20 protein-coding genes and 1 pseudogene are annotated in these 20,786 nt (G+C 58.3%); 12 read left to right on the top strand and 9 right to left on the bottom strand.

Annotation, left to right across the window (positions count from 1 at the left end):
* Genes nqrE through nqrM form a run of 4 tightly spaced genes read left to right on the top strand, consistent with a single transcriptional unit; the run spans nucleotide 1 to nucleotide 3,120 of the window.
* The gene (gene nqrE / locus G113_RS03060; protein ID WP_005893334.1) at nucleotides 1–597 is read left to right on the top strand and encodes an NADH:ubiquinone reductase (Na(+)-transporting) subunit E; all 597 of its coding nucleotides are present in this window, start codon (nucleotides 1–3) and stop codon (nucleotides 595–597) included.
* A gap of 18 nt (nucleotides 598–615) precedes the next feature.
* Nucleotides 616–1,839 carry an NADH:ubiquinone reductase (Na(+)-transporting) subunit F gene (nqrF, locus tag G113_RS03065; RefSeq protein ID WP_005893336.1) on the top strand — a complete coding sequence of 408 codons (1,224 nt, stop codon included), beginning with the start codon at nucleotides 616–618 and terminating at the stop codon, nucleotides 1,837–1,839.
* A gap of 3 nt (nucleotides 1,840–1,842) precedes the next feature.
* Nucleotides 1,843–2,886 carry an FAD:protein FMN transferase gene (locus G113_RS03070; protein WP_005893338.1) on the top strand — a complete coding sequence of 348 codons (1,044 nt, stop codon included), beginning with the start codon at nucleotides 1,843–1,845 and terminating at the stop codon, nucleotides 2,884–2,886.
* A gap of 9 nt (nucleotides 2,887–2,895) precedes the next feature.
* Nucleotides 2,896–3,120 (top strand): (Na+)-NQR maturation NqrM, encoded by a 225-nt coding sequence (nqrM, locus tag G113_RS03075; protein WP_005893340.1) that lies wholly within the window; start codon nucleotides 2,896–2,898, stop codon nucleotides 3,118–3,120.
* A gap of 74 nt (nucleotides 3,121–3,194) precedes the next feature.
* On the opposite strand, the gene G113_RS03080 is transcribed toward nqrM, so the two are convergent.
* Entirely contained in the window at nucleotides 3,195–3,419 is a 225-nt protein-coding gene (locus G113_RS03080) for a hypothetical protein (protein WP_040318855.1), read from the bottom strand.
* Between the two features lie 139 nt (nucleotides 3,420–3,558).
* Between G113_RS03080 and dinB the strand changes: the two genes are divergently transcribed.
* From dinB to rlmM, 6 genes are all read left to right on the top strand, one after another.
* Complete coding sequence (dinB, locus tag G113_RS03085) at nucleotides 3,559–4,617, top strand: DNA polymerase IV (protein ID WP_005893345.1); 1,059 nt, start codon at nucleotides 3,559–3,561, stop codon at nucleotides 4,615–4,617.
* Nucleotides 4,618–4,679: 62 nt separating this feature from the next.
* The gene (locus G113_RS03090) at nucleotides 4,680–6,821 is read left to right on the top strand and encodes a methyl-accepting chemotaxis protein (RefSeq protein WP_005893348.1); all 2,142 of its coding nucleotides are present in this window, start codon (nucleotides 4,680–4,682) and stop codon (nucleotides 6,819–6,821) included.
* Nucleotides 6,822–7,138: 317 nt separating this feature from the next.
* Complete coding sequence (locus G113_RS03095) at nucleotides 7,139–8,059, top strand: transcriptional regulator GcvA (RefSeq protein WP_005893350.1); 921 nt, start codon at nucleotides 7,139–7,141, stop codon at nucleotides 8,057–8,059.
* Nucleotides 8,052–8,732: an alpha/beta family hydrolase gene (locus G113_RS03100; protein ID WP_005893351.1), complete on the top strand. Its 681-nt coding sequence runs from the start codon at nucleotides 8,052–8,054 to the stop codon at nucleotides 8,730–8,732. The genes G113_RS03095 and G113_RS03100 overlap by 8 nt, the downstream gene beginning before the upstream one ends.
* A complete protein-coding gene (locus G113_RS03105) occupies nucleotides 8,722–9,108 on the top strand; it encodes a DUF423 domain-containing protein (RefSeq protein WP_005893353.1) in 387 nt (128 codons plus the stop codon). The genes G113_RS03100 and G113_RS03105 overlap by 11 nt, the downstream gene beginning before the upstream one ends.
* Complete coding sequence (gene rlmM / locus G113_RS03110; RefSeq protein WP_005893355.1) at nucleotides 9,101–10,195, top strand: 23S rRNA (cytidine(2498)-2'-O)-methyltransferase RlmM; 1,095 nt, start codon at nucleotides 9,101–9,103, stop codon at nucleotides 10,193–10,195. The genes G113_RS03105 and rlmM overlap by 8 nt, the downstream gene beginning before the upstream one ends.
* Nucleotides 10,196–10,303: 108 nt before the next feature.
* Here the strand turns inward: rlmM and G113_RS03115 are convergent, their stop codons facing one another.
* From G113_RS03115 to queF, 7 genes and pseudogenes are all read right to left on the bottom strand, one after another.
* Nucleotides 10,304–10,741 carry a hypothetical protein gene (locus tag G113_RS03115; protein WP_005893357.1) on the bottom strand — a complete coding sequence of 146 codons (438 nt, stop codon included), beginning with the start codon at nucleotides 10,739–10,741 and terminating at the stop codon, nucleotides 10,304–10,306.
* Nucleotides 10,742–10,861: 120 nt separating this feature from the next.
* Nucleotides 10,862–11,869, bottom strand: a complete 1,008-nt coding sequence (locus G113_RS03120) for an isocitrate dehydrogenase (RefSeq protein WP_005893359.1) — start codon at nucleotides 11,867–11,869, stop codon at nucleotides 10,862–10,864.
* 148 nt (nucleotides 11,870–12,017) lie between these two features.
* A complete protein-coding gene (gene xni, locus G113_RS03125) occupies nucleotides 12,018–12,818 on the bottom strand; it encodes a flap endonuclease Xni (RefSeq protein WP_005893362.1) in 801 nt (266 codons plus the stop codon).
* Between the two features lie 143 nt (nucleotides 12,819–12,961).
* The gene (gene ppnN / locus G113_RS03130) at nucleotides 12,962–14,317 is read right to left on the bottom strand and encodes a nucleotide 5'-monophosphate nucleosidase PpnN (RefSeq protein WP_005893365.1); all 1,356 of its coding nucleotides are present in this window, start codon (nucleotides 14,315–14,317) and stop codon (nucleotides 12,962–12,964) included.
* A gap of 239 nt (nucleotides 14,318–14,556) precedes the next feature.
* Nucleotides 14,557–16,181 (bottom strand): annotated as a pseudogene (locus tag G113_RS22125) (GGDEF domain-containing protein).
* A 92-nt stretch (nucleotides 16,182–16,273) separates the two neighbouring features.
* Entirely contained in the window at nucleotides 16,274–18,541 is a 2,268-nt protein-coding gene (locus G113_RS03145) for a tetratricopeptide repeat protein (protein ID WP_040318853.1), read from the bottom strand.
* 63 nt (nucleotides 18,542–18,604) lie between these two features.
* Nucleotides 18,605–19,447, bottom strand: a complete 843-nt coding sequence (queF, locus tag G113_RS03150) for an NADPH-dependent 7-cyano-7-deazaguanine reductase QueF (protein ID WP_005893372.1) — start codon at nucleotides 19,445–19,447, stop codon at nucleotides 18,605–18,607.
* A 50-nt stretch (nucleotides 19,448–19,497) separates the two neighbouring features.
* Here queF and syd point away from each other — a divergent pair, with 50 nt between their 5' ends.
* The gene (gene syd / locus G113_RS03155; RefSeq protein ID WP_005893373.1) at nucleotides 19,498–20,046 is read left to right on the top strand and encodes a SecY-interacting protein; all 549 of its coding nucleotides are present in this window, start codon (nucleotides 19,498–19,500) and stop codon (nucleotides 20,044–20,046) included.
* A gap of 96 nt (nucleotides 20,047–20,142) precedes the next feature.
* Here the strand turns inward: syd and G113_RS22130 are convergent, their stop codons facing one another.
* Nucleotides 20,143–20,232 (bottom strand): DUF2310 family Zn-ribbon-containing protein, encoded by a 90-nt coding sequence (locus G113_RS22130; protein ID WP_005893375.1) that lies wholly within the window; start codon nucleotides 20,230–20,232, stop codon nucleotides 20,143–20,145.
* A 100-nt stretch (nucleotides 20,233–20,332) separates the two neighbouring features.
* On the opposite strand from G113_RS22130, the gene G113_RS03160 reads away from it, so the two are divergent.
* Nucleotides 20,333–20,786 (top strand): DUF6538 domain-containing protein (locus G113_RS03160; protein WP_005893377.1); only part of this gene is annotated, 454 nt, incomplete at its 3' end.

Raw genomic sequence — 20,786 nt, forward strand, 5'->3', positions numbered from 1 at the left:
ATGGAACATTATCTGAGTCTGTTGGTTCGTTCGATTTTCATCGAAAACTTGGCCCTCTCCTTCTTCCTGGGGATGTGTACCTTCCTGGCAGTGTCCAAGAAGGTCAAGACCGCCATGGGTCTGGGTATTGCCGTGGTTGTGGTGCAAACCATCGCCGTACCGGCTAACAACCTGATCTACAACTTCGTGTTGAAAGATGGTGCCCTGTCCCCTGGTCTGGATCTGAGCTTCCTGAGCTTCATCACCTTCATCGGTGTGATTGCAGCCCTGGTACAGATCCTGGAGATGGCCCTGGACAAGTATTTCCCTGCGCTCTACAACGCCCTGGGTATCTTCCTGCCGCTGATTACCGTGAACTGTGCCATCTTCGGTGGCGTCTCCTTCATGGTGCAGCGTGACTACAACTTCGCGGAGTCTGTGGTCTATGGCGTGGGCTCGGGTGCCGGTTGGATGCTTGCCATCGTTGCGATGGCGGGGATCCGCGAGAAGATGAAGTACTCCGATGTTCCGGAAGGTCTGCGTGGCCTGGGCATCACCTTCATCACCGCGGGTCTGATGGCGCTGGGCTTTATGTCCTTCTCTGGTATTTCCTTGTAATCGGAAAAGGAATCATAAATGGAAATTATTCTGGGTGTGGTCATGTTTACCGTGATCCTGCTGGCTTTGGTGGCAGTCATTCTGTTCGCCAAGTCCAAGCTGGTGACCGCGGGTGACGTGACAATCAGCATCAATGGCGATCCGGCCAAGGGCGTGACCAGTCCGGCCGGTGGCAAGCTGCTCAGCGTGCTGGCCGGTAGCGGCATCTTCGTCTCCTCCGCTTGCGGCGGCGGTGGCTCCTGTGGTCAGTGCAAGGTGCGGGTCAAGGCGGGCGGCGGTGACATACTGCCGACTGAACTGGATCACATCAGCAAGGGTGAAGCCCGTCATGGGGAACGTCTGGCCTGTCAGGTCACTGTGCGTTCCGACATGGAGATCGAACTGCCTGAAGAGATCTTCGGGGTGAAGAAGTGGGACTGTACTGTTATCTCCAACGATAACAAGGCCACCTTCATCAAGGAGCTCAAGCTGCAGATCCCCGATGGCGAAAGCGTGCCGTTCCGCGCCGGTGGTTATATCCAGATCGAAGCGCCGGCTCACCACGTCAAGTACAACACCTTCGATATTCCCGAGGAGTATCGTGGTGACTGGGATCGCTTCAAGATCTTCGAGCTGGAGTCTGTGGTGAAGGAGCCGATCATTCGTGCTTACTCCATGGCGAACTATCCGGAAGAGTTTGGCATCATCATGCTGAACGTGCGGATCGCGACCCCACCGCCCAGCAACTGGACTGCGCCTCCCGGCCAGATGTCCTCCTATATCTTCAGCCTCAAGGCTGGTGACAAGGTGACCATCTCGGGTCCGTTCGGCGAGTTCTTCGCCAAAGACACCGATGCCGAAATGGTGTTTGTCGGCGGTGGTGCCGGTATGGCGCCGATGCGCTCCCACATTTTCGACCAGCTGCGTCGCCTGAAGACCAATCGCAAGATGACCTTCTGGTATGGTGCTCGCTCCAAGCGTGAGATGTTCTATGTCGAAGATTTCGACATGCTGGCGGCCGAGAACGATAACTTCGAGTGGCACGTCGCTCTGTCTGATCCGCAACCGGAAGACAATTGGGATGGCTACACCGGCTTCATCCACAACGTCTTGTTCGAGAACTATCTCAAGAACCACGAGGCGCCGGAAGATTGCGAGTTCTACATGTGTGGACCTCCCGTCATGAACGCGGCCGTCATCAACATGCTGAAAAACCTCGGCGTTGAAGACGAAAACATCCTCCTGGATGACTTTGGTGGTTAATCCATGCGCAGTGTTGTAAAGACCTGGCTAGCCTTCGGGCTAGCCTTTTTCTTGGCAGGGTGTGGCCAGGAAAATGTCAAAACCCATCCGGAGACTCAGATCACCGGCAGCACCATGGGCACCTACTACTCCATCAAGGTGGCCGATGACGCCATCTCGGACAAAACCAAGTTCCAGGCTGATATCGACCAGTTGCTCGAGTTGGTGAACGATCAGATGTCCACCTACAGACCCGAATCCGAACTGTCCCGCTTCAATCAGGCTCGCACCTCGACGCCGGTTGTGGTCTCTCGCGACACCGCCCGCGTGGTCACCGAGTCCCTGCATCTGGGCCGTGAGACCCGTGGCGCACTGGATGTGACAGTGGGCCCTCTGGTCAATTTGTGGGGCTTTGGTCCGGATGCAAAGCCGACCAAGGTGCCATCCGATGAGTTGATCAGCCAGACTCGCCAAAAGACGGGCCTGGGCAATCTGCACGTGATCACCTCTGCCGATGCCGATACCCTGCAAAAGGACATCCCGGATCTCTATGTGGATCTCTCCTCCATTGCCAAGGGGTTCGGGGTGGACAAGGTCGCCGAGTACCTGGAAGCCAAGGGGTCGCGCAACTATCTGGTCGAGATCGGCGGCGAGCTGCGTATCAATGGCGTCAACGGCAAGGGTCACCCCTGGCGAGTCGCCATCGAGAAGCCAACCGCCAATGTGGGTTCGGTGCAGGAAGTGATCCAGGTCGGTGACAACGGGGTCGCCACCTCGGGGGATTATCGTAACTATTACGAGATGGATGGACAGCGCTTCTCCCACACCATCGATCCCGCCACCGGCAAACCCATTCATCATCGGCTGGTCTCGGTGACTGTGGTCCATCCCTCCTGCATGACGGCAGATGGGCTGGCCACGGCGCTGACGGTGATGGGCCCCGAGAAGGGCATGGCCTATGCAACCGAAAAAGGCTTGGCCATCTTCATGGTGACCAAGACGGATGAAGGGTTTGACGAGCGTTACTCTCCCGCCTTCAAGCCATTCCTGACCCGTGATGCTAAGTAAGGAATCTATATGCAGATTTTTCTGATCACCTTCGCGGTGTTTCTGTTGGTGGTGGTCGGTATGGCCATCGGTTATATCTTCCAGAAGAAGAGCATCTCGGGCTCCTGTGGTGGCCTGGGCTCAGTGGGTATCGAGAAGGCATGCGACTGCCCTGATCCCTGTGACAATCGCAAGAAGAAGATGGCCAAGGAAGAGGCCCGCCGCAAGATGCTCGAAGAGCACAGGATCATCTGATTGCCATAAGGCCATCCCTCGGGATGGCCTTATTTTTTCTTGAGGCTGGCCATTGAGGTCGTCTCTTGGCATCGTCAGTAGTCGTATTGGCGACACTGTTTTCTCTTGTACTCCTGCAGCCAACGGGCAAGCTCTTCCTGAGTGCCCAGGGTATCGCCCTTGGCAACGGCCTGCTTGAGCGTAGCTATCCTGTCGTGCAGCCAGCGGCACTCGGCGGTAGGATGCTGCTTGGCACTCCCCAGCATAGGCCAGAGCAATAACCCCAAGACTAGCCCCCGATATCTCCATACTCTACGCATATCGCCTCCAGATCCGTCGTCCTTCGAGTCTTGTAGACTAGTCGAAATCGTAGCAGCCTGATCCCTAACTACACCCATCTGGTCTAGATCCTGACGCTGGGGTAAGATGTCAATATTAACTGTTTATTTGTACAGTATCATGCGCAAGATTATTCACATCGATATGGATTGCTTCTTCGCCGCCGTTGAGATGCGCGAGAACCCGGCCCTGCGCGCGGTACCGCTGGCCATCGGCGGCTCGGCCGACAGGCGCGGCGTCATCTCCACCTGCAACTACGTGGCACGCCGCTTCGGGGTGCGCTCCGCCATGCCGACCGCCCTGGCACGCAAGCTCTGTCCCCCGCTGGTGTTGCTGCCGGGGCGAATGGCGCTTTATAAAGAGACCTCGACCCGGATCCAGGCCATCTTTCGCCGCTACACCGAGCTGGTTGAGCCGCTCTCCCTGGATGAAGCCTATCTGGATGTCACCGACAGCGCCCATTGCGGCGGCAGTGCCACCCTGATGGCCGAGCAGATCCGGGCGGCCATCCAGAGTGAGCTGGGGCTGACGGCTTCCGCCGGCGTTGCGCCCAACAAGTTCCTGGCCAAGCTGGCCTGTGAGCGGCGCAAGCCCGATGGCCTCTTTGTTATTGCCCCTCAGGATGTGGACGACTTTGTGCGCCTGCTACCCCTTGGCAAGATCCCGGGGATAGGACGCAAGACGGCGGAGCGGCTCGAGTTGCAAGGGCTCTACCTGTGCGAAGATGCGCGTCAGCTGCCGGAAGATGAGCTCAAGGGGCGTTTTGGCAAGCTTGGTGTGATGCTGGCGGATCGTATCTGGGGCCGTGATGACAGCCAGGTCCAGGCGACCCGGGTGCGCAAAAGCATCGGGGTGGAGACGACCCTGAACGCCGATGTGTATGACGAGTCGGCTTGCTGGGCCGTACTGACCCGGCTCATCCCCGAGCTGGAACTGCGGTTTGGTGAACGCTGTCCGCGGGATCAGATCATGGGGCAGGGGATCAAGCTCAAGTTTGCCGATTTCCAGCAGACCACCGTCTATCGCAGTCATGGGGGGTATTCGGCTCCCCTGTTCCATGATCTGCTCCATGAAGGGCTGGTACGGGCGGAAGGAAAACCCATACGGCTCCTTGGTTTAGTGGTGGGCTTGCCAAAGGAGGGGGAAGTGAATCAACTTAGTCTGGATCTCAACAGTTGAGGTTAAGTTTTTGTTGTTGCCACCGATAACTTGAAGATAACTGCATTAAAAGGATGTTTCGCATGTTCTCTCTCTCAGTGCAGGGCCGGATTACCCTGATTGCGGGTTGTTCCCTGTTGCTCTGTGCCGCCACGCTGGTGGTCTCCTCCCTTTACAACGCATCCCGCATGCAGGATGAGGTCATGACCTCCACCACGGCAGAGGCCGAACTCGCGGCTACCCGCTGGATGCAAGCCATGGGATCCGAGCAGTCGGCCCGGGTGACCAGCTATCTGGACGAGGCCTATTTCCGGGCCACCCTGCTGGCCCAGAGCCTATTGTTCCAGCGCCAGAATGCCAGTGACAACTTCATCCACTCCGAAGCACTGCGTGGTGCCGTCAATCAGCAACTGCACAATGCGGTCATGCACTCTCCCAATCTGTTGGGAGCCTATGCCATTTTTGAGCCCGATCAGCTCGATGGCGAGGATGCCAACTATCAGGGATCGACGGATCTTGGCTCGAATGACAAGGGGCGCTTTTCCAGCTACTGGGCTCATGTGGGTGACAAGGTGAGCCTGGAGGTAATGAACGAAGCCACCTTGAATGATGCCGGCCCGGACGAGTCTGGCACTCCCAAGAACGAGTGGTATCGTTGCAGCCTGCGTGAGCAGAGCATTTGCCTGCTCGAACCCTATCTCGACGAAGTTGGCAATCAAGAGGTGTTGATGACCTCGGTGACCACCCCTCTGCTTGAAGAGGGCAAGTTGCTCGGCATGGTGGGCATGGATATCTCGTTGGCCAAGCTGCAGGCCCTGGTGGCCGAGATGGATCAGACCCTCTATCAGGGCCAGGGGCGGATACTGCTGCTCAGCCACGGTGGTCGGGTCGCCGGTGCCGCCGGTTTCGACATCACCCCAGGCAAGGCCCCTGATGCGCAGTTTCAGGGGTTGATGAGCATGCTCACCAGCTGGCTCGATGCGGGCCAACCGCTCACTCAATGGAGCCAGGATGGCCGCACTCTGCAGAGCTTCATGCCTGTGACCATGAGAGGCACTTCCCAGCGCTGGGGTATCTATATCGATCTGCCACGGGCCGTGGTGCTGGCATCGGCCAGCCAGCTGCAAAGCGAGCTGACGACCCAGGCAAAGCACAGCATCTGGTCCCAGCTTGGGGTAGGCAGCCTGATAACCCTGGCTGCGCTGTTGTTTATCTGGTGGATGGCTCATCGCATAGTGGCGCCCATTCGCGCCGTGGTAGCCCGCCTCAATGACATCGCCTCCGGGGAGGGGGATCTCACGCAGCGTATCGATATTCAGCGCAGCGACGAGATTGGCGATCTGGCCGATGGCTTCAACCGTTTCCTCAACAAGCTGCAGCTCACCATGGGTGACATCATCACTACAGTCGGCGGCACTCGTGCCAGCGCCACCCAGGCCGCCGTGGTCGCCGACAGCACCAGCGAGGGGATGCAGGCTCAGTATCAGGAAGTGGATCTGGTGGCCACCGCCTTCGAGGAGCTCAGTGCCACGGCGTTGCAGGTCTCAGGCCATGCCAAAGCGGCGGTCGCGGCGGCCGACGAGGCGGACAGTGCCGCCCAGGAGGGCAAGTTTGTCGTGGCCGATACCCAGGTTGCCATGGCCAGGCTGATGACCGTCATCAGCGATGCCAAGCCGGAGGTGGAGCGTCTCTCGGCCAACAGCGAGAACATCAATGACATACTGACGGTGATCCAGAGCATTGCCGAGCAGACCAACCTGCTGGCGCTCAATGCTGCCATCGAGGCGGCACGTGCCGGTGAGCAGGGCCGCGGCTTTGCTGTGGTGGCGGATGAAGTGCGCAACCTGGCCGGTCGTACCCAGAATGCCATCGTCGAGATCCAGACCCTGATCCATCAGTTGCAATCGGGTACTCAGGCGGTAGTCAAGGCGATCATGAGCGGCCATGGCCAGGCGAGCCTGACCCTGGACAAGGTGGATTCCTCGGTGCGGGTGCTCGAGCAGATCATCTACGCGGTGGGTACCATACACCAGATGAATGAGCAGATAGCCCGGGCGGCGGGGGAGCAGAGCACGGTGGCCGATGAGATTAATCGTAACGTCAGTAATATTCGCGACGTGAGCCATCGCATTCGTGAACAGGCAGCAACCGCTGCCGACAATAGCCGCTCCTTGGCATCCCTGGCCGATCAGCAGCAGCAGTTGGTGGGCCAGTTCAAAGTATGATGATGGGGCCCGTGGCACGCTGCGGGCCAACCCCTTGTTGCAGCAATAAAAAAGGCGCCATCCAAGAGGAGGCGCCAAACACATTCAGATGACAGACTGGGTCAACACCTCACGGCCTGAACCCTCTTCCCGCAGAGGAAGAAACACAACACCACAATCGGATCGTCGACTCATAAGGCACATGTAAACCACATGGGGCAGAAAAGGTGAGCCATATGACAACGGATTGCGAAGCGAATTATGTTTATTCACTGGTCGGCCCGCAACCGACAAATTATAATGCGGTCCATTAGAAAAACTCATCGTTGGCTGGTGTCATGTCTCGTCGTTTACCCCCGCTCAATGCGCTCAAGGCTTTCGAAGCGGCGGCGCGCCACTTAAGTTTTACCCGGGCAGCCGAAGAGCTGTTCGTCACTCAGGCTGCCATCAGCCACCAGATCAAGGCGTTGGAAGAGTACCTGGGGATCAAACTGTTTCGACGCAAGAATCGCTCCTTGTTGCTGACCGAAGAGGGGCAGGGCTACTTCCTCGACATCAAGGACATCTTCGCCTCCATCTCCGAGGCCACCGACAAGCTGCTGGCTCGCAGCGCCAAGGGGGCCCTCACCGTCAGCCTGCAGCCGAGCTTTGCCATTCAGTGGCTGGTGCCACGTCTGGTACGCTTTAGCGAACGTCACCCCGACATAGACGTGCGCATCAAGGCGGTGGATATGGACGAGGGGGCGCTCACCGACGACGTGGATGTGGCTATCTATTATGGCCGTGGCAACTGGCCTGGGTTGCGCTGTGACAAGCTGCATACCGAATACCTGATCCCGGTCTGCTCACCGCTGTTGCTGACCGGTCCCAAGCCGCTGCGCACGCCTGAAGATCTGACTCGTCATACCCTGCTGCACGATACGTCGCGCCGTGACTGGAAGGCCTGGTTCCGCCAGCTCGACATCGATGCCCCCAACGTCAATCAGGGGCCCATCTTCAGCCACTCCACCATGGTGATCCAGGCCGCTATCCACGGTCAGGGCGTGGCGCTGGGTCATAGCGTGCTGGCTCAGCCAGAAATCGAAGCGGGGCGCCTCATTTGCCCGTTCGAGCAGGTATTGGTTAGCAAGAATGCCTTCTATCTGGTGTGCCAGGAGCAGCAAGCCGACCAGGGCAAGATAGTGGCATTTCGCGACTGGATGCTGGAGCTGGTAGAGCAAGAGGAGGCCCGCCGCCGGGCAAGGCTTGCCGATGCCTGATCTGGTTTGCGACAAGGTGATCCGAGAAGGCTGTGCCCAGGCCCCTGTTCGGCTGCTGTTGGCCCATGGTGCTGGCGCTGGTATGGATCACGATTTCCTGACCCGGCTATCGGCATTGCTGGCGGGGCCTGATATTGAGGTGATCCGTTTCAATTTTCCCTATATGAGCAAGCGGGCTCTGGATGGCAGACGCAGGCCACCGGACCGGCAACCGGTATTGCTGGCCCATTGGCGTGCCATGGTGGCCGAATTTGCCCATCCCCGGCTCTTTATCGCCGGTAAATCCATGGGTGGGCGCATGGCAGCCGAGATAGCCGATGACGTCAATGCTGCAGGATTGTTCGTTCTCGGGTATCCTTTCCACCCTCCCGCCAAGCCGGACGCTTGGCGTGGTGAGATACTCAAGCAGATAAAGACGCCAACTCTGCTGCTGCAAGGGGAGCGCGACAGCTTCGGCAGCCGCTTGGAGTTGGCGGATTTTCCCTTCTCCGCCTGCGTCGATGTGCAGTGGTTGCAAGATGGTGACCACAGTTTCAAGCCGCGCAAGGCCAGTGGCCGCACCGAGCCGGAGAATCTTGCTCAGGCGGTGGCCCATATACAGTGTTTCATCAAGGCGCAGACCTCAGGGGCTGTCCATGATGTTGTATTGCAAGGAGTTAATGATGAGAACTAACCCTGTCTGGTTGGTGCTCGCGGGCCTCTTTGGTCTCACGGCCACTATGCTGGGGGCCTATGGAGCCCACGGCCTGGCGGCAACCGGGATAAGTCCGGAGCGACTGGCGGCTTATCATAGCGCCGTCGAGTATCAGTTCTTTCACGCCCTGGCCCTGCTGATGCTGGGTTGGTGCGCACCGCGCCGCCGCGCTATCACCGTGGCGGGCGTTGCATTCACGCTGGGGATCCTGGGATTCTCCGGCAGTATTTATGCCATGGTGCTGCTTGGCAGCAAGGGGCTTGGGTTAGTGACCCCGGCCGGTGGCCTCTGTTTTATGTTGGGATGGACCGCCCTTATCTGGGTGGGCTGTCGTCTTGGAGGAAAAAATGAATAATCTGCTGCTATATTGCCGCCCCGGTTTTGAGAAAGAGGCGGCGGCAGAGATCACCGAGCGTGCCGGTAACATGCAGTGCTACGGCTTTGCTCGGGTCAAGGACGACAGCGGTTATGTGATATACGAGTTGTATGACGAAGAGCAGGCCGATCTGCTGGCGCGCAAGCTGCCATTCCGTGAGCTTATCTTCATCCGTCAGATGCTGGTGGTGACCCATGAGCTGAAGGATCTGGATGTGGCTGATCGGATCTCACCCATCGTGGAAGCAACCCGTGAATACACCATCTGTGGCGATCTGCGGGTGGAAACTGCCGATACCAATGAGGCCAAGGAGCTGTCGGCCTTCTGCCGCAAGTTCACCGTGCCGCTGCGCCAGGCTTTGCGCAACAATGAGATCCTGACCAAGAAGGAGACGGGCAACCGTCCCGTGTTCCACGCTTTCTTCATGGCCAACGATCACCTGTTGCTGGGGTATTCCTACTCCTTCAACAACTCCGAATTCCATATGGGCATACCACGTCTGCGCTGCCCGCCTGATGCACCGAGCCGCTCCAGCCTCAAGCTGGAAGAGGCTTTCTATGTGTTCGTGCCCAAGGAGGAGTGGACCCGTCGTCTCACCTCCGGCATGAAGGCGGTGGATCTGGGGGCTTGTCCCGGAGGCTGGACGCATCAGCTGGTGCGTCGCGGCATGATGGTGACGGCGGTGGATAATGGCACCATGGCCCAGTCCCTGATGGATACGGGTCAGGTTAAGCACCTGCGTGATGATGGTTTCGTCTGGCGGCCGAGCAAGAAGAATATCTACTGGCTGGTGTGCGACATGGTGGAGAAGCCGGCACGGGTGACTCACATGATCGCCGACTGGTTCAAGGATGGAGATTGCCAGGAGGCAATGTTCAACCTCAAGCTGCCGATGAAGAAGCGCTATGCCGAGGCTGTGCACAACATTGAGGTGTTGCGCGAGCTACTCAAGAAAATTGATAATGCCTTCGTCATCCAGGCCAAACAGCTCTATCACGATCGCGAAGAGATCACCGTGCATGTGTACAACAAGTACTGGGTCTCCAAGCTGGAAGAGAAGATCTGACGGCTTGCCCGCAGCGGCAATGATGGATACAAAAAGACCGGCTTTGGCCGGTCTTTTTCTTTTCCCCGACACGCTCTACCTAGGCGGCCAGCTTGTGCAAGATGGCGCTCAGAACTTGTAGTCGAAACGCAGGGAGGACTCATCATCGGTGAGCTTGATCTCGACTTGCAGCGGTATCTTCTTGTCGGTCGGGTTGAATTGCATCTTGACCCCATCCCCGCGCAATTTGACGGCGGTGTTCATGCCACCAGCCTTGAACTTGATCCTGGGTCTGTAGTTTTCAAAGGCGAGACTGACACTCTTCTCCGGTGTCAGATTGAGTTTCTGATAGGGGGTAATGGTCTTGTTGCCGAGGTTATCCGTACTGATATCAACCCCGAACGACAGCGGTTTGGGGGCTTTGAGCAGGGCATTGGTGTCCAGGCTGGATTGCCAGGTCTTGGTTGGGGTTAGTTCGGGCGTCTCTTTCCAGGCTCGCTGTGCGACGGGTCTGTCGATGGCCATTACCCCGCTGCTTATGAGTAGCAGCATCAGCATAGCTCGCATGTCGGATCTCCTTATCCTTGGTCTATTGAACATAGTTGCCAATGGAACAGGGGGAAAGTCATACGCCGGAGAAAATAAAGGGAGCCGAAGCTCCCTTTTTAAATCAATGGATTAAAGCATTTATAGCCGGGCAATGATGGCTTGTGTGAACTCATCGGTGGAGGCCGTGCCACCCAGGTCCCGGGTCACACATTCTCCCGCTTCTATGGTGCTGCGCACCGCTTCGCGGATCTGTTCTGCCTTGTCTTGCATGCCAAGGTATTCCAGCATCTGGATGGAGGCCAGGATCACCGAAGTTGGGTTGGCGATGTTCTTGCCCGCGATGTCGGGGGCCGAACCATGTACCGCCTCGAAGATGGCTGCGCCCTCGCCAATGTTGGCGCCCGGTGCCATGCCCAGCCCGCCGACCAAGCCTGCGCACAGATCCGAGAGAATATCGCCAAACAGGTTGGTGGTGACCATCACATCGAAGCGCTCCGGGTACATCACCAGGTTCATGCAGGCGGCGTCGACGATCATCTCCTCGCTCTGGATATCCGGGTAGCGAGCGGAAATCTCCCGTGCGACTTCCAGGAAGAGGCCCGAGGTGGATTTGAGGATGTTCGCCTTGTGGACGATGGTGACCTTCTTGCGGCTCTCTTTGCGAGCCAGCTCATAGGCGAAGGTGACGATACGCTCGGCGCCATCACGGGTGATGATGCTCATCGCCTCGGCACTGCGATTATCTTCACTGCGTTTCTGGCCAGCCCCCGAGTACATGCCTTCGGTATTCTCCCGCACCGTGATGATGTCGATGTTCTCGTAGCGACTCTTGGTGCCCTTGAAGGAGATGACGGGGCGGACATTGGCGTAGAGGTGAAACTTCTTGCGCAGGGAGACGTTGATGGAGGTGAAGCCGCCACCGACCGGGGTTGTGAGTGGCCCCTTGAGGCTTATCTTGTTCTTTTCAATCAGGTCGAGCGTGGATTGGGGCAGCAACTCACCATGTTTCTCAAGGGCCACCAGGCCCGCATCGGCATACTCATACTCGAAGTCACAACCTGCATGGGTCAGGATCTGGATGGCGGATTCAATGATGCTGGGGCCTATGCCGTCGCCCGGAATAACGGTGATCTTGGTTTTTGACATGAAACTAATCCACTTCTAGGGAACGAGGAGGGGGAGGATTCGGCGGTTTTTATATCATTTTCACCCAATTACCACCATGTTTCTTTACATTTTAGCGGTTTTCATCAACAGCGAAGGTGAGCCTGATCATGCTTGCGCCTATTTGTACTCAGCGGGTGCAATAGCGGATCTCCTGCAGATTGAAGCCCAGCGGGATATCCAGGCGCAGGCGAACCAGCGTCTGGGCGAGCCTGGCCTCTTCGGCCTGGGCCAGCACTTTCTGCAAGGGTTTGCCCGCGTCCTCGGTGGCGACCGCTAGCATCTGTTCCAGGCTGCCATAGTGCTGCAGTAGCTGGGTTGCCCCCTTGGGGCCTATGCCCGCCACCCCCTTGATATTGGAGCCGCCGACTCCGGTCAATGCCCAGAAGTCCACCAGCTGCGTCGGCGCAACGCCGTACTGCTGTTGGACGAAAGCGGCATCGAGCCAGCGCTTGTTGAAGTAGTCACGGATCTGGATCTGCGGGCAGATGAGCTGACAGAAACCCTTGTCGGTGGAGATGATAGTGGCCCTGTGACCGTGGCGGGCGATGCCGCAGGCCAGGGTTGCTATCAAATCATCGGCCTCGTCAGTCTCGGAGAGCAGGGCATCGATACCGCACTCCCAGAAGGCATCCTGCAGGCTGGCAAGCCCTGTCCTGAGCTCTGTGGGCATGGGAGTGCGTCCCTCCTTGTAAGCGGGGTAGCGCGCCTTGCGCCAGCCTGGCACCTCACCATCAAGCTCACAATCAAATACGGCGATGACATGGGTCGGCTCGCTGGCTGCCAGCAGTTTGCGGCTGGTGTTGATGAGGTTGGCCCGGGTGGCGATCAGTGCCTGTTCCGGGCTCAGGGATTGCTGGGTCTGCACCGCATGGAGGCGGCGGATGAGATTGAGTGCGTCGATGATCAGCAGATGGGATTTAGGCGGCATAGCGGTTGCGCTTTCTCGAATGGCCAGATCCTCGGGGCCCGGCGGTGGTGACATGGCGCTGACGCGCTCGAGTTACCATTGTAACAAGGGAGGGGCGCCATTGCGCCCCTCCCTTTACTCTGTCTGCCTCGAGCCGCGAGCTATCAACGCACTATCTCGTAGCAGGGCACGTACTGGCTTCCCGGCAGCTTCATGCGCTGCTGCTTGACGAAGCTCTCCAGCAGGGTATCCATCCGCTGCATCAGCTCCTTGTCGCCGTGCAGCTTGAAGGGACCATGTTGCTCGATGGCTCGCAGTCCCGCTTCCTTGACGTTACCCGCCACTATGCCCGAGAAGGCGCGGCGCAGGTGCGCAGCCAGCTGCTGCGGTGCCTGGTTGCGATGTAAGTCCAGTGCCGCCATGTTGGCGTGGTTGGGTTCGAACGGTAGCTGGAACTCGGGCTCTATCTTGAGGGACCAGTTGAAGGAGTAAGCATCGCCCACCGATTTGCGGTATTCACGGATCCGCGGCATGGCTTCTTTCATGGCGCGGGCTACCTCGGTGGCATCGCCCACTATGATGCGATAGAGGCTGGTCGCAGGCTCGCCCAGGGTCGCCTTGATGAAGTCGTCGATGGCGCGGAAATAGTCGGCACTCTCCTTGGGCCCGGTCAGTATGATGGGGATGGGTTGGCGCTCGTTGGCCGGGTGCATCATGATGCCGAGCAGGTAGAGCAGCTCCTCTGCGGTGCCGACTCCGCCCGGGAAGATGATGATGCCATGACCCAGGCGCACGAAGGCCTCGAGTCGTTTCTCTATGTCCGGCAGGATCACCAGTTCGTTGACAATCGGGTTGGGGGGTTCGGCGGCGATGATGGAGGGCTCGGTCAGGCCGATATAGCGGCCACTGCGAACGCGTTGCTTGGCGTGACCCACGGCGGCCCCCTTCATCGGGCCCTCCATGGCACCAGGGCCGCAGCCGGTACAGATGTTGAGTTCACGCAGGCCAAGCTCGCTGCCCACCTCGCGGGTGTACTGGTATTCGATTTCGTTGATGGAGTGGCCGCCCCAGCACACCACCAGGTTGGGGTCGGCACCAGGCAGGATCGCCTTGGCGTTGCGCAACATGGAGAACACCAGATTGGAGATGTGGCTCGGGCTGGCCAAGTCGACCAGGCGGTTGGCATCGATCTGGTTGGAGACATAGAGAATATCGCGCAGCACAGAGAAGAGGTGCTCCTGAATGCCGCGGATGATTTCGCCATCGACGAAGGCGTGCTCGGGGGCATTGAACAGCTCGAGCTTGACCCCGCGCTCGCGCCGGATCACGTGAATATCGAAGGACTTGAAGCGCTCCAGTATCTCTTTGGAGCTGTCGGTGTGGCTACCGGAGTTCAGAACCGCCAGCGAGCAGTTGCGATACAGTTGATAGATATCGCTGGAGGCCGTCTGCTTGAGTCTGTCTACCTCAAGCTGGGACAGCAGGTCCATGCTGCCCACGGGATTGATGTGTGTGATCATGATCTTCCCCTTCTCGCTCAATTGTTATCGTTGTCTCTTTCCCTGGGGATCGAGGGGATGCCTTTGGGCATCCCTCTCGCCTGATAGTAGAGCCAACTCAAGGGGGAGGGGAATAGGGGGCCGTGCGAGTGTTGCTTTTTTGAACGTTCAAGCAGGCCGAACCAGGCCTTGGCGGGACAATGCTGGGCCCAGAGCCAACAGCGCCATGCCAGGCTCTGTCAGGTGGCCACTGAGCCAGATTAGCCGAGGTCGGTATTGACCCTGTCTCTGCCGCCATGCTTGGATCCGTAAAGCGCCTTGTCGGCCCGTTCGAAGGCATCCGAGGGTTGGTCACCCTCCTTGAACAGGGTGGCGCCGATGGAGATGGTGATCTCGACCCTGGCATCGCGAAACCTGAACGGGATGCTCTTTATCGCCTTGCGCAGATTCTCGAGGGGCGTCTCGAACTTGTCCGGATTGACGTTGGGCAGCAGCACCACGAACTCCTCACCGCCGAAACGGGCGATGAAGTCGGTGTCGCGCAGGGATTTCTGCAACGCCTTGGCAACGACCTTCAACGCCTTGTCGCCGGCCATATGGCCGTAGTTGTCGTTGATGTTCTTGAAGTGATCTATGTCGATGATGGCCAGGCACAGGGGGGTGCGGTAGCGCAGCCAGCGCTTGTATTCTAGCTCTAGCCGTTCGTCCAGCGCCGCCCTGTTATGAACCTGGGTCAGGCTGTCGAGGAACAACTTGTGCTTTTGGATGGTGAGCCGCTTCTTGTACTCTGCCGTCTCCTCCTTCATCAGTCGCAGCTTGGCCTCCATGGTGGAGAGGCGCGTGATGAGGTGCAGTTCGCGGGCGGTCATGATCTCCCGCTCCCGCAGCAACAGGCCGATGGTGGCCATATGCTCGCTGATGGCATCCTTGAGCGCTTCGGAGGAGTGGTGGCGAGTCAGGGTGTCATCGATAGCCTGGACTTCGTTATCCAGGGCCACACGGCTGGTCTGGCTCGCCTGCTGCAAGGCCCGTCCCTCATCCAGCGACTCGGTGAAGTTGAAATGGACCGAGGAGAGGCTCTCATTGAGGGCTGTCAGGAAGGCCCGGGAGCTTTTACGCTCTTCACGGGTGCCCTCTATGATGAGTTGGATCACCTGCAGGCAGGATTCGGCCAGCAGATTGTGATCCATCCCCATCAGCAGCTGACGACGGATTTCCGCCAGGCTCTCACCCACAGCACCGGCAAAGTCGAGCTCGGTAATGAGGCGCTGCAGTTCATCGGCGATACGGCTATAGACCTTGCCATCCAGACAGGCAGATGCCTCCTCAGCCCCGGTCGTCTCCTTGCTCGCGGATGCCTGGCTATGGCCAGCACTGTCGAGGGGGGGAGGTTAGCGGGTAACAGCTGGATTTTGATGGCCTGCTGATAGAACTCCAGCAATTGCGTGACCCGGCGCTGATGATCGCTGAGGCCATAACCATTGGGAGCGGCCAGAAATGCCTTGAGGGACTTTCGGGTCTCTTCCGGAAAACCCTTAAGGGATTTGAGTTGTCTGGAGCCGAGTTCGATGGCGCCCGCGGTCAGGCTGATCGACTCCTCAAGGGCCGTGCTGTGCTGTTGCAGCAGCTTCTCGATGGCGGCGAGATCCTGATCCAGAGCGGTCAGGGCAGGTTGGCCATCGAGCTTCTGTTTGAGTTTGGCGAGCTTGCTGTCGAGTTCGCGATCATGGCCACGGCAAGCCTGCATCAGTTTGGCGATAAACTGGATGCTGCGGCTGCGCTCGGCCTGGGAGCAGAGCACTGTCTCGTCGAGTTCAAACTGTTTGTGCTGAAGGGACTCTCTGAGTCTGGCCAATTGTCCCGCAACGGCAGTGATGTCATTCATTCTTCAGGCTGCCCTGTTTGTTATTATCCATGGAGGTGGGGTAGCCCTCTGCGGGCGAGGTCGACTCGGATCTCCAGCGATTCGCTATCTTGTCATTGATCATCTGTACCCTTCGTCCGTGACAGGCCAAGCCAGTTGATCCACTGTTTGTCGTGAGAAGAGTTTACTTTTACCAACCCCTTGTCAATCGCCATCAGGCAGCATTGCCACACATCACCGTTAAAAAATGCGGCTTGCTGGCAGTCGATCGCGGCCAATTCCAACCAAGCGCTCTGATTGGCTCTCTCACCTAACTGGATTGCCCCCGCCAGGGCCAGGTAGCAGACATCGAACAGACCGAGATGATCGAGGGCGGTGGCCGCCTTGGGCAGGAATGGATGACTGACGATGCCGAGGCTGATGCGCCGATCGAGTGGCTGCTCGCAGGGGAAGGCGGCAAGTTGCTCGAGCAGTTGACGGGCCAGCTGATGCAAGTTCGCCACATGGCGCTGGGGGACCACATAGAGCAAGTGCCCTTCGCGCAGGTCATAGATACGGCCATCGGGGGGCGTCAACTTGGCGACGTAGTCACCGAATGAGGTCTCAATCTCCCGTGCTAGCTGATAACCGTGCCGTTCCAGATTGTTGGCCAGGAAGGGCACCTTGAAGAGCAGGTAGTGCAACTTGTCATCGAACTCCCCCTCGGTCAGTTCATTCAGATACCAGCGTTCCGATTGCTGCTGGCGCTTGGCCATCTCTTTGGGCCAGCGATTCATCAGGCGCTGCCAGTTGGCCAGACCGCTACGGTGCTCCTTCAGGGTGGCTTCGCCCAGGAAGCGCGCCTGTTGGCGGGCACTCTTGAGTCGCAACCAGAGGGTGAAGAAGAGGTAGATGAAGAAGGTCAGCAGCAGGCCTGTGATGACGCTCGACCAGAGGTAGCGCTCCTGCTGATGACGACTGTGTTCCAGGCTCAGCTCCAGCGACTTGATCTGCTGCTCACGCTCGACCTGGGTGTAGTTGTCGCGAATGGCCTCCTGCTCCAACGCGACCTGCTGCTGATTGATCTGCTCGCTCAGCAGGTGGAAGCGCTTGTAACTCTCCAGAGCCTGCTGCAGATACCCCTTCTGCTCATAAGCGAGAGAGAGCAGGCGGTAGATCTCGAACTGGCGACCGGTGTCACGGATCTGGCTGGCAAGGTCCAGGGCATTCTCCAATTGCAAGATGGCGATGGCCGCCTCTTTCTGCTTGAGATGCAGTTCACCGAGCAGCAGCAGGGTGTCGATGAGGGGCTTCTTGTCATCCTCTGCCCGGTGTGCCTGGCGCGCCGCGCTCAGATAGCTGCGCGCCAGGGGCAGGTTGCCACTTTGCAGATAGGTTTTGCCTATTTCGTACTTGAGCTGGGCGACCTGAATGCGCTGGTTGCCTTCGTCGAGCAGGTCCAGGGCATTGAAGAAATAGACCAGGGCCATGTTCATGTCGCTCTGGGTACGGTTCAGGCGCGCCAGTACGGTGAGAGCCTGGCTGAGCAGCACGGGATTGCCAAGGGCGTGGAAGTAGTTGGCCGCCTCGTTGGCGTACTGCAATGCCTTCTGGGGCTCCTGCTCTTCCTGATAGAGATCCACTATCTGGTTGGCGAGCAGACCGAGAAACAGAGGGTCGGCCAGGGGGCGAGCCTGCTGCTGGGCCGAAATATAGTCGCCAAGCGCGAGCTGGGGTTGTCTGAGGGCATGATAGAGATCGCCGCTGACCGCATCGACCCAGGCCTGAGCCTTGCTATCGTCGATGGTGCGGGCCCATTGCCGCGCTTCATTGAGCCATTGCTTGGCCTCGTCGAACCGGTGTGCTTCGATAAGGTCGGTGATGAGCAGCAGCCGGCTATAGACCTGGAGAGGACTGTTCTTGAGAGCGGTTTCGCCGAGCAGCTGATCGAGTTGGGCGCGCAGGGGGGCATAATCGTGGCCACTGTCGAGCAGCTCCTTGTTGCGCAGCATCAGATAGAGGCTTTGGGCTTGCAGCTCGGGCTGCTTCTCCTTGTTCGCCAGGGCGAGGGCCTGTTGAAGCTCCTGATCCGCCATCTTGTGTTGAGCGAGCTGGATCAGGCACTCGCCCTTGAGCAGGTGGGCGCCGGTCGCCTGGGCGATGGTACCGAAGCTGAGAATGGGTTCGCGGTAGCCGTAATCTTGGCGATTATTGATGATTTGCTTGGGGTTATTGGCGGTGCGGACCAGGAAGGCTGAGGTGATCTCTACGCATCTGGCCGGATCGCTCAACACCAGGGTCTGAGCCTGTTGCAGATCGATAGACAATTGATCCTTGGTCAGATCCACATTGGGAGCCGACAGGGAGGACATCATCATTGCCAGAAAAAACAGTTGATTCATTAGATTAAGGGCCGCACGGGAGTGAGGGCATGTTATCCAAGCCCCCCCCCGTGAGTCCAGAGTTTACTGACGGATCAGGCGAAGGTTCTCACTTGGTTCTTCCCAGTCACTGCGGAACGGGTTGATATCCAGGCCGCCACGGCGGGTATAACGGGCATAGACGGTGAGTTTCTCCGGGGCACAATGGTGTTTGAGGTCGGTGAAAATTCGCTCGATACACTGCTCGTGGAACTCGTTGTGCTGGCGAAACGAGATGAGGTAGCGCAGCAACTTCTCCCGGTCCAGGCGTGGGCCCCGGTAGTGGATGAGCACCGAGCCCCAGTCCGGTTGGCTGGTGACCAGGCAGTTGGACTTGAGCAGGTGACTGTGCAGGGTCTCCTCTACCTCATCTTGGCCGGCGGCCCCGGCGAGCAGATCGGCATCGAACTCATAGTTGTCGACCTCGATATCTAGCTCATCGATGCACTCTCCTGGCAAGTCAACTATCTGGTGCGGTGCCTGCCCCAGGGGATAGAGGGTCACGGCTACCTCGGCACCAGCACAGGCGCTCAGGTCTTTGGCCAGCAGCTCACGTACCGCCGCCAGGCTGGTGCAGCGGGTCTGGTTAAAGGAGTTGAGATAGAGTTTGAACGACTTGGACTCGATCAGATTCAAACTGGTGGCGGGCACGCTGATCTCACCCAGTGCCACCACAGGTTTTCCCTTGTCGTTGAGCCAGGAGAGTTCGTACAGGGTCCAGATGTCGGCGCCTTGGAATGGCAGGGGATCCGGCAGGGCCAGATCGTCCCGGTTCAGACTGCGGGGCACGGGTTGCAGCAAGGAGGGACTGTATTGGCTGATGTAGGCGGACTGCTGGCCCAGGCTCAGCCCCTGCAGGGCGTTGGCGTATCTGTCTTGTTTGCTCATGGGATTGATGGTGCAATAGCGAATGTTGTCGCTAATTGTGAGGAATTTCGATGTCGGATCAAGTCTTGTCTGCCCTGGCGCATTTTTTTTCGCGCTGGCAACGTGAGGGTGAGGCGAGACGGGGTCTGCCCTTGTGTCGGTGGGAGGCGGATTGGCGCTCTCCTTGCGAGCTGAGTGAACCCAATGGCGGCTTGGTTGCCTGGCGCCCCCACGCTCGCCCTGAGGCTGCCGATTTCACCGCTCTGGAAGGCGCCTTGGAGCTGGAGCTGCACCCGAGCGCCAAGCTGTGGTTTGGCCATTGGTTCAGCCGTCCACTGCCTTGTCTGTTCAAAGGGTTAAGGCTTGAGCTGATCCTGCCCTGGAATGAACAGGATCTCGATCTGCTGCGCGAGAATCTGATAGGTCACCTGCTGATGCTGCGCAAACTCAAGCGCTCACCATCGCTCTTTATCGCCACGACCCGCAATGAGATGACGCTTATCTCCCTGGATAACGAGACGGGGCAAGTGTGGCTGGAGTGGTTGGACAGCGGTCGTCGTCTGGTGCTGGCCCCCTCTTTACCGCACTTTCTGGCCAGGTTGGCAACCTTGCCGGATTAGCGTCTTCAAACCGACTGAAATGACAAGGGCGCCCGATAAGGGCGCCCTTGTCATTTCAGAGAGGATAAGGGTTGTCATGCCCGGGGCCGCCACGCATTAGTCCTTGAAGTCCCAGGAGATATTGGAGATCAGCCGGCAAGGCTTGCACTGGAAGTCGAAGATCAAAGTGAAGAGGTCGTAAGGCATTAATTTCCTTACGAAACATGTAGTTAGCAGTGAGTTTTGTTATGCGGACTGACGTTAATCCTGACCTACAGGTTAACACAAACTGCTAGGAAAACACACTATGACCACCAAGAAATCACCCCTCAACAACAGCCTCCTGCTACGTGGGAACATCTGGCACATTCACTGGAACGTACCCAAAGGACTACGCAATGATCCCCTCTTCAGGGGCAAGGCCATCTACAGCAAGTCGCTGAAGACTCGGGACGTACACGAAGCACGGAAGATGCGGGATCTGCTTGTGGGCCAGTTCCGTGAGATGGCCGCAGCGTCATCCACACACGCAAGCCGTCGTGCATTCCTGGCTGCTTACAATGAGGCTAGGCAAGCCCGACAGGCGCTAGACAGTCGCAGCGTCTATCTCGACGACAGGGAGCTGACTAACGCCGTGGATGCGCTGGAGTCAGCCTTCAATGTTGACGCAGAGATTGCACGGGGAGACTACGTGAAAGCAGACGCTTTCCTTGCTGCCATTCACGACCAGCCTGAAGTCGCTGACAAGTACGCTATAACCC

The sequence above is a fragment of the Aeromonas molluscorum 848 genome (assembly GCF_000388115.1).
GTDB classification, from domain to species: Bacteria; Pseudomonadota; Gammaproteobacteria; order Enterobacterales; family Aeromonadaceae; genus Aeromonas; species Aeromonas molluscorum.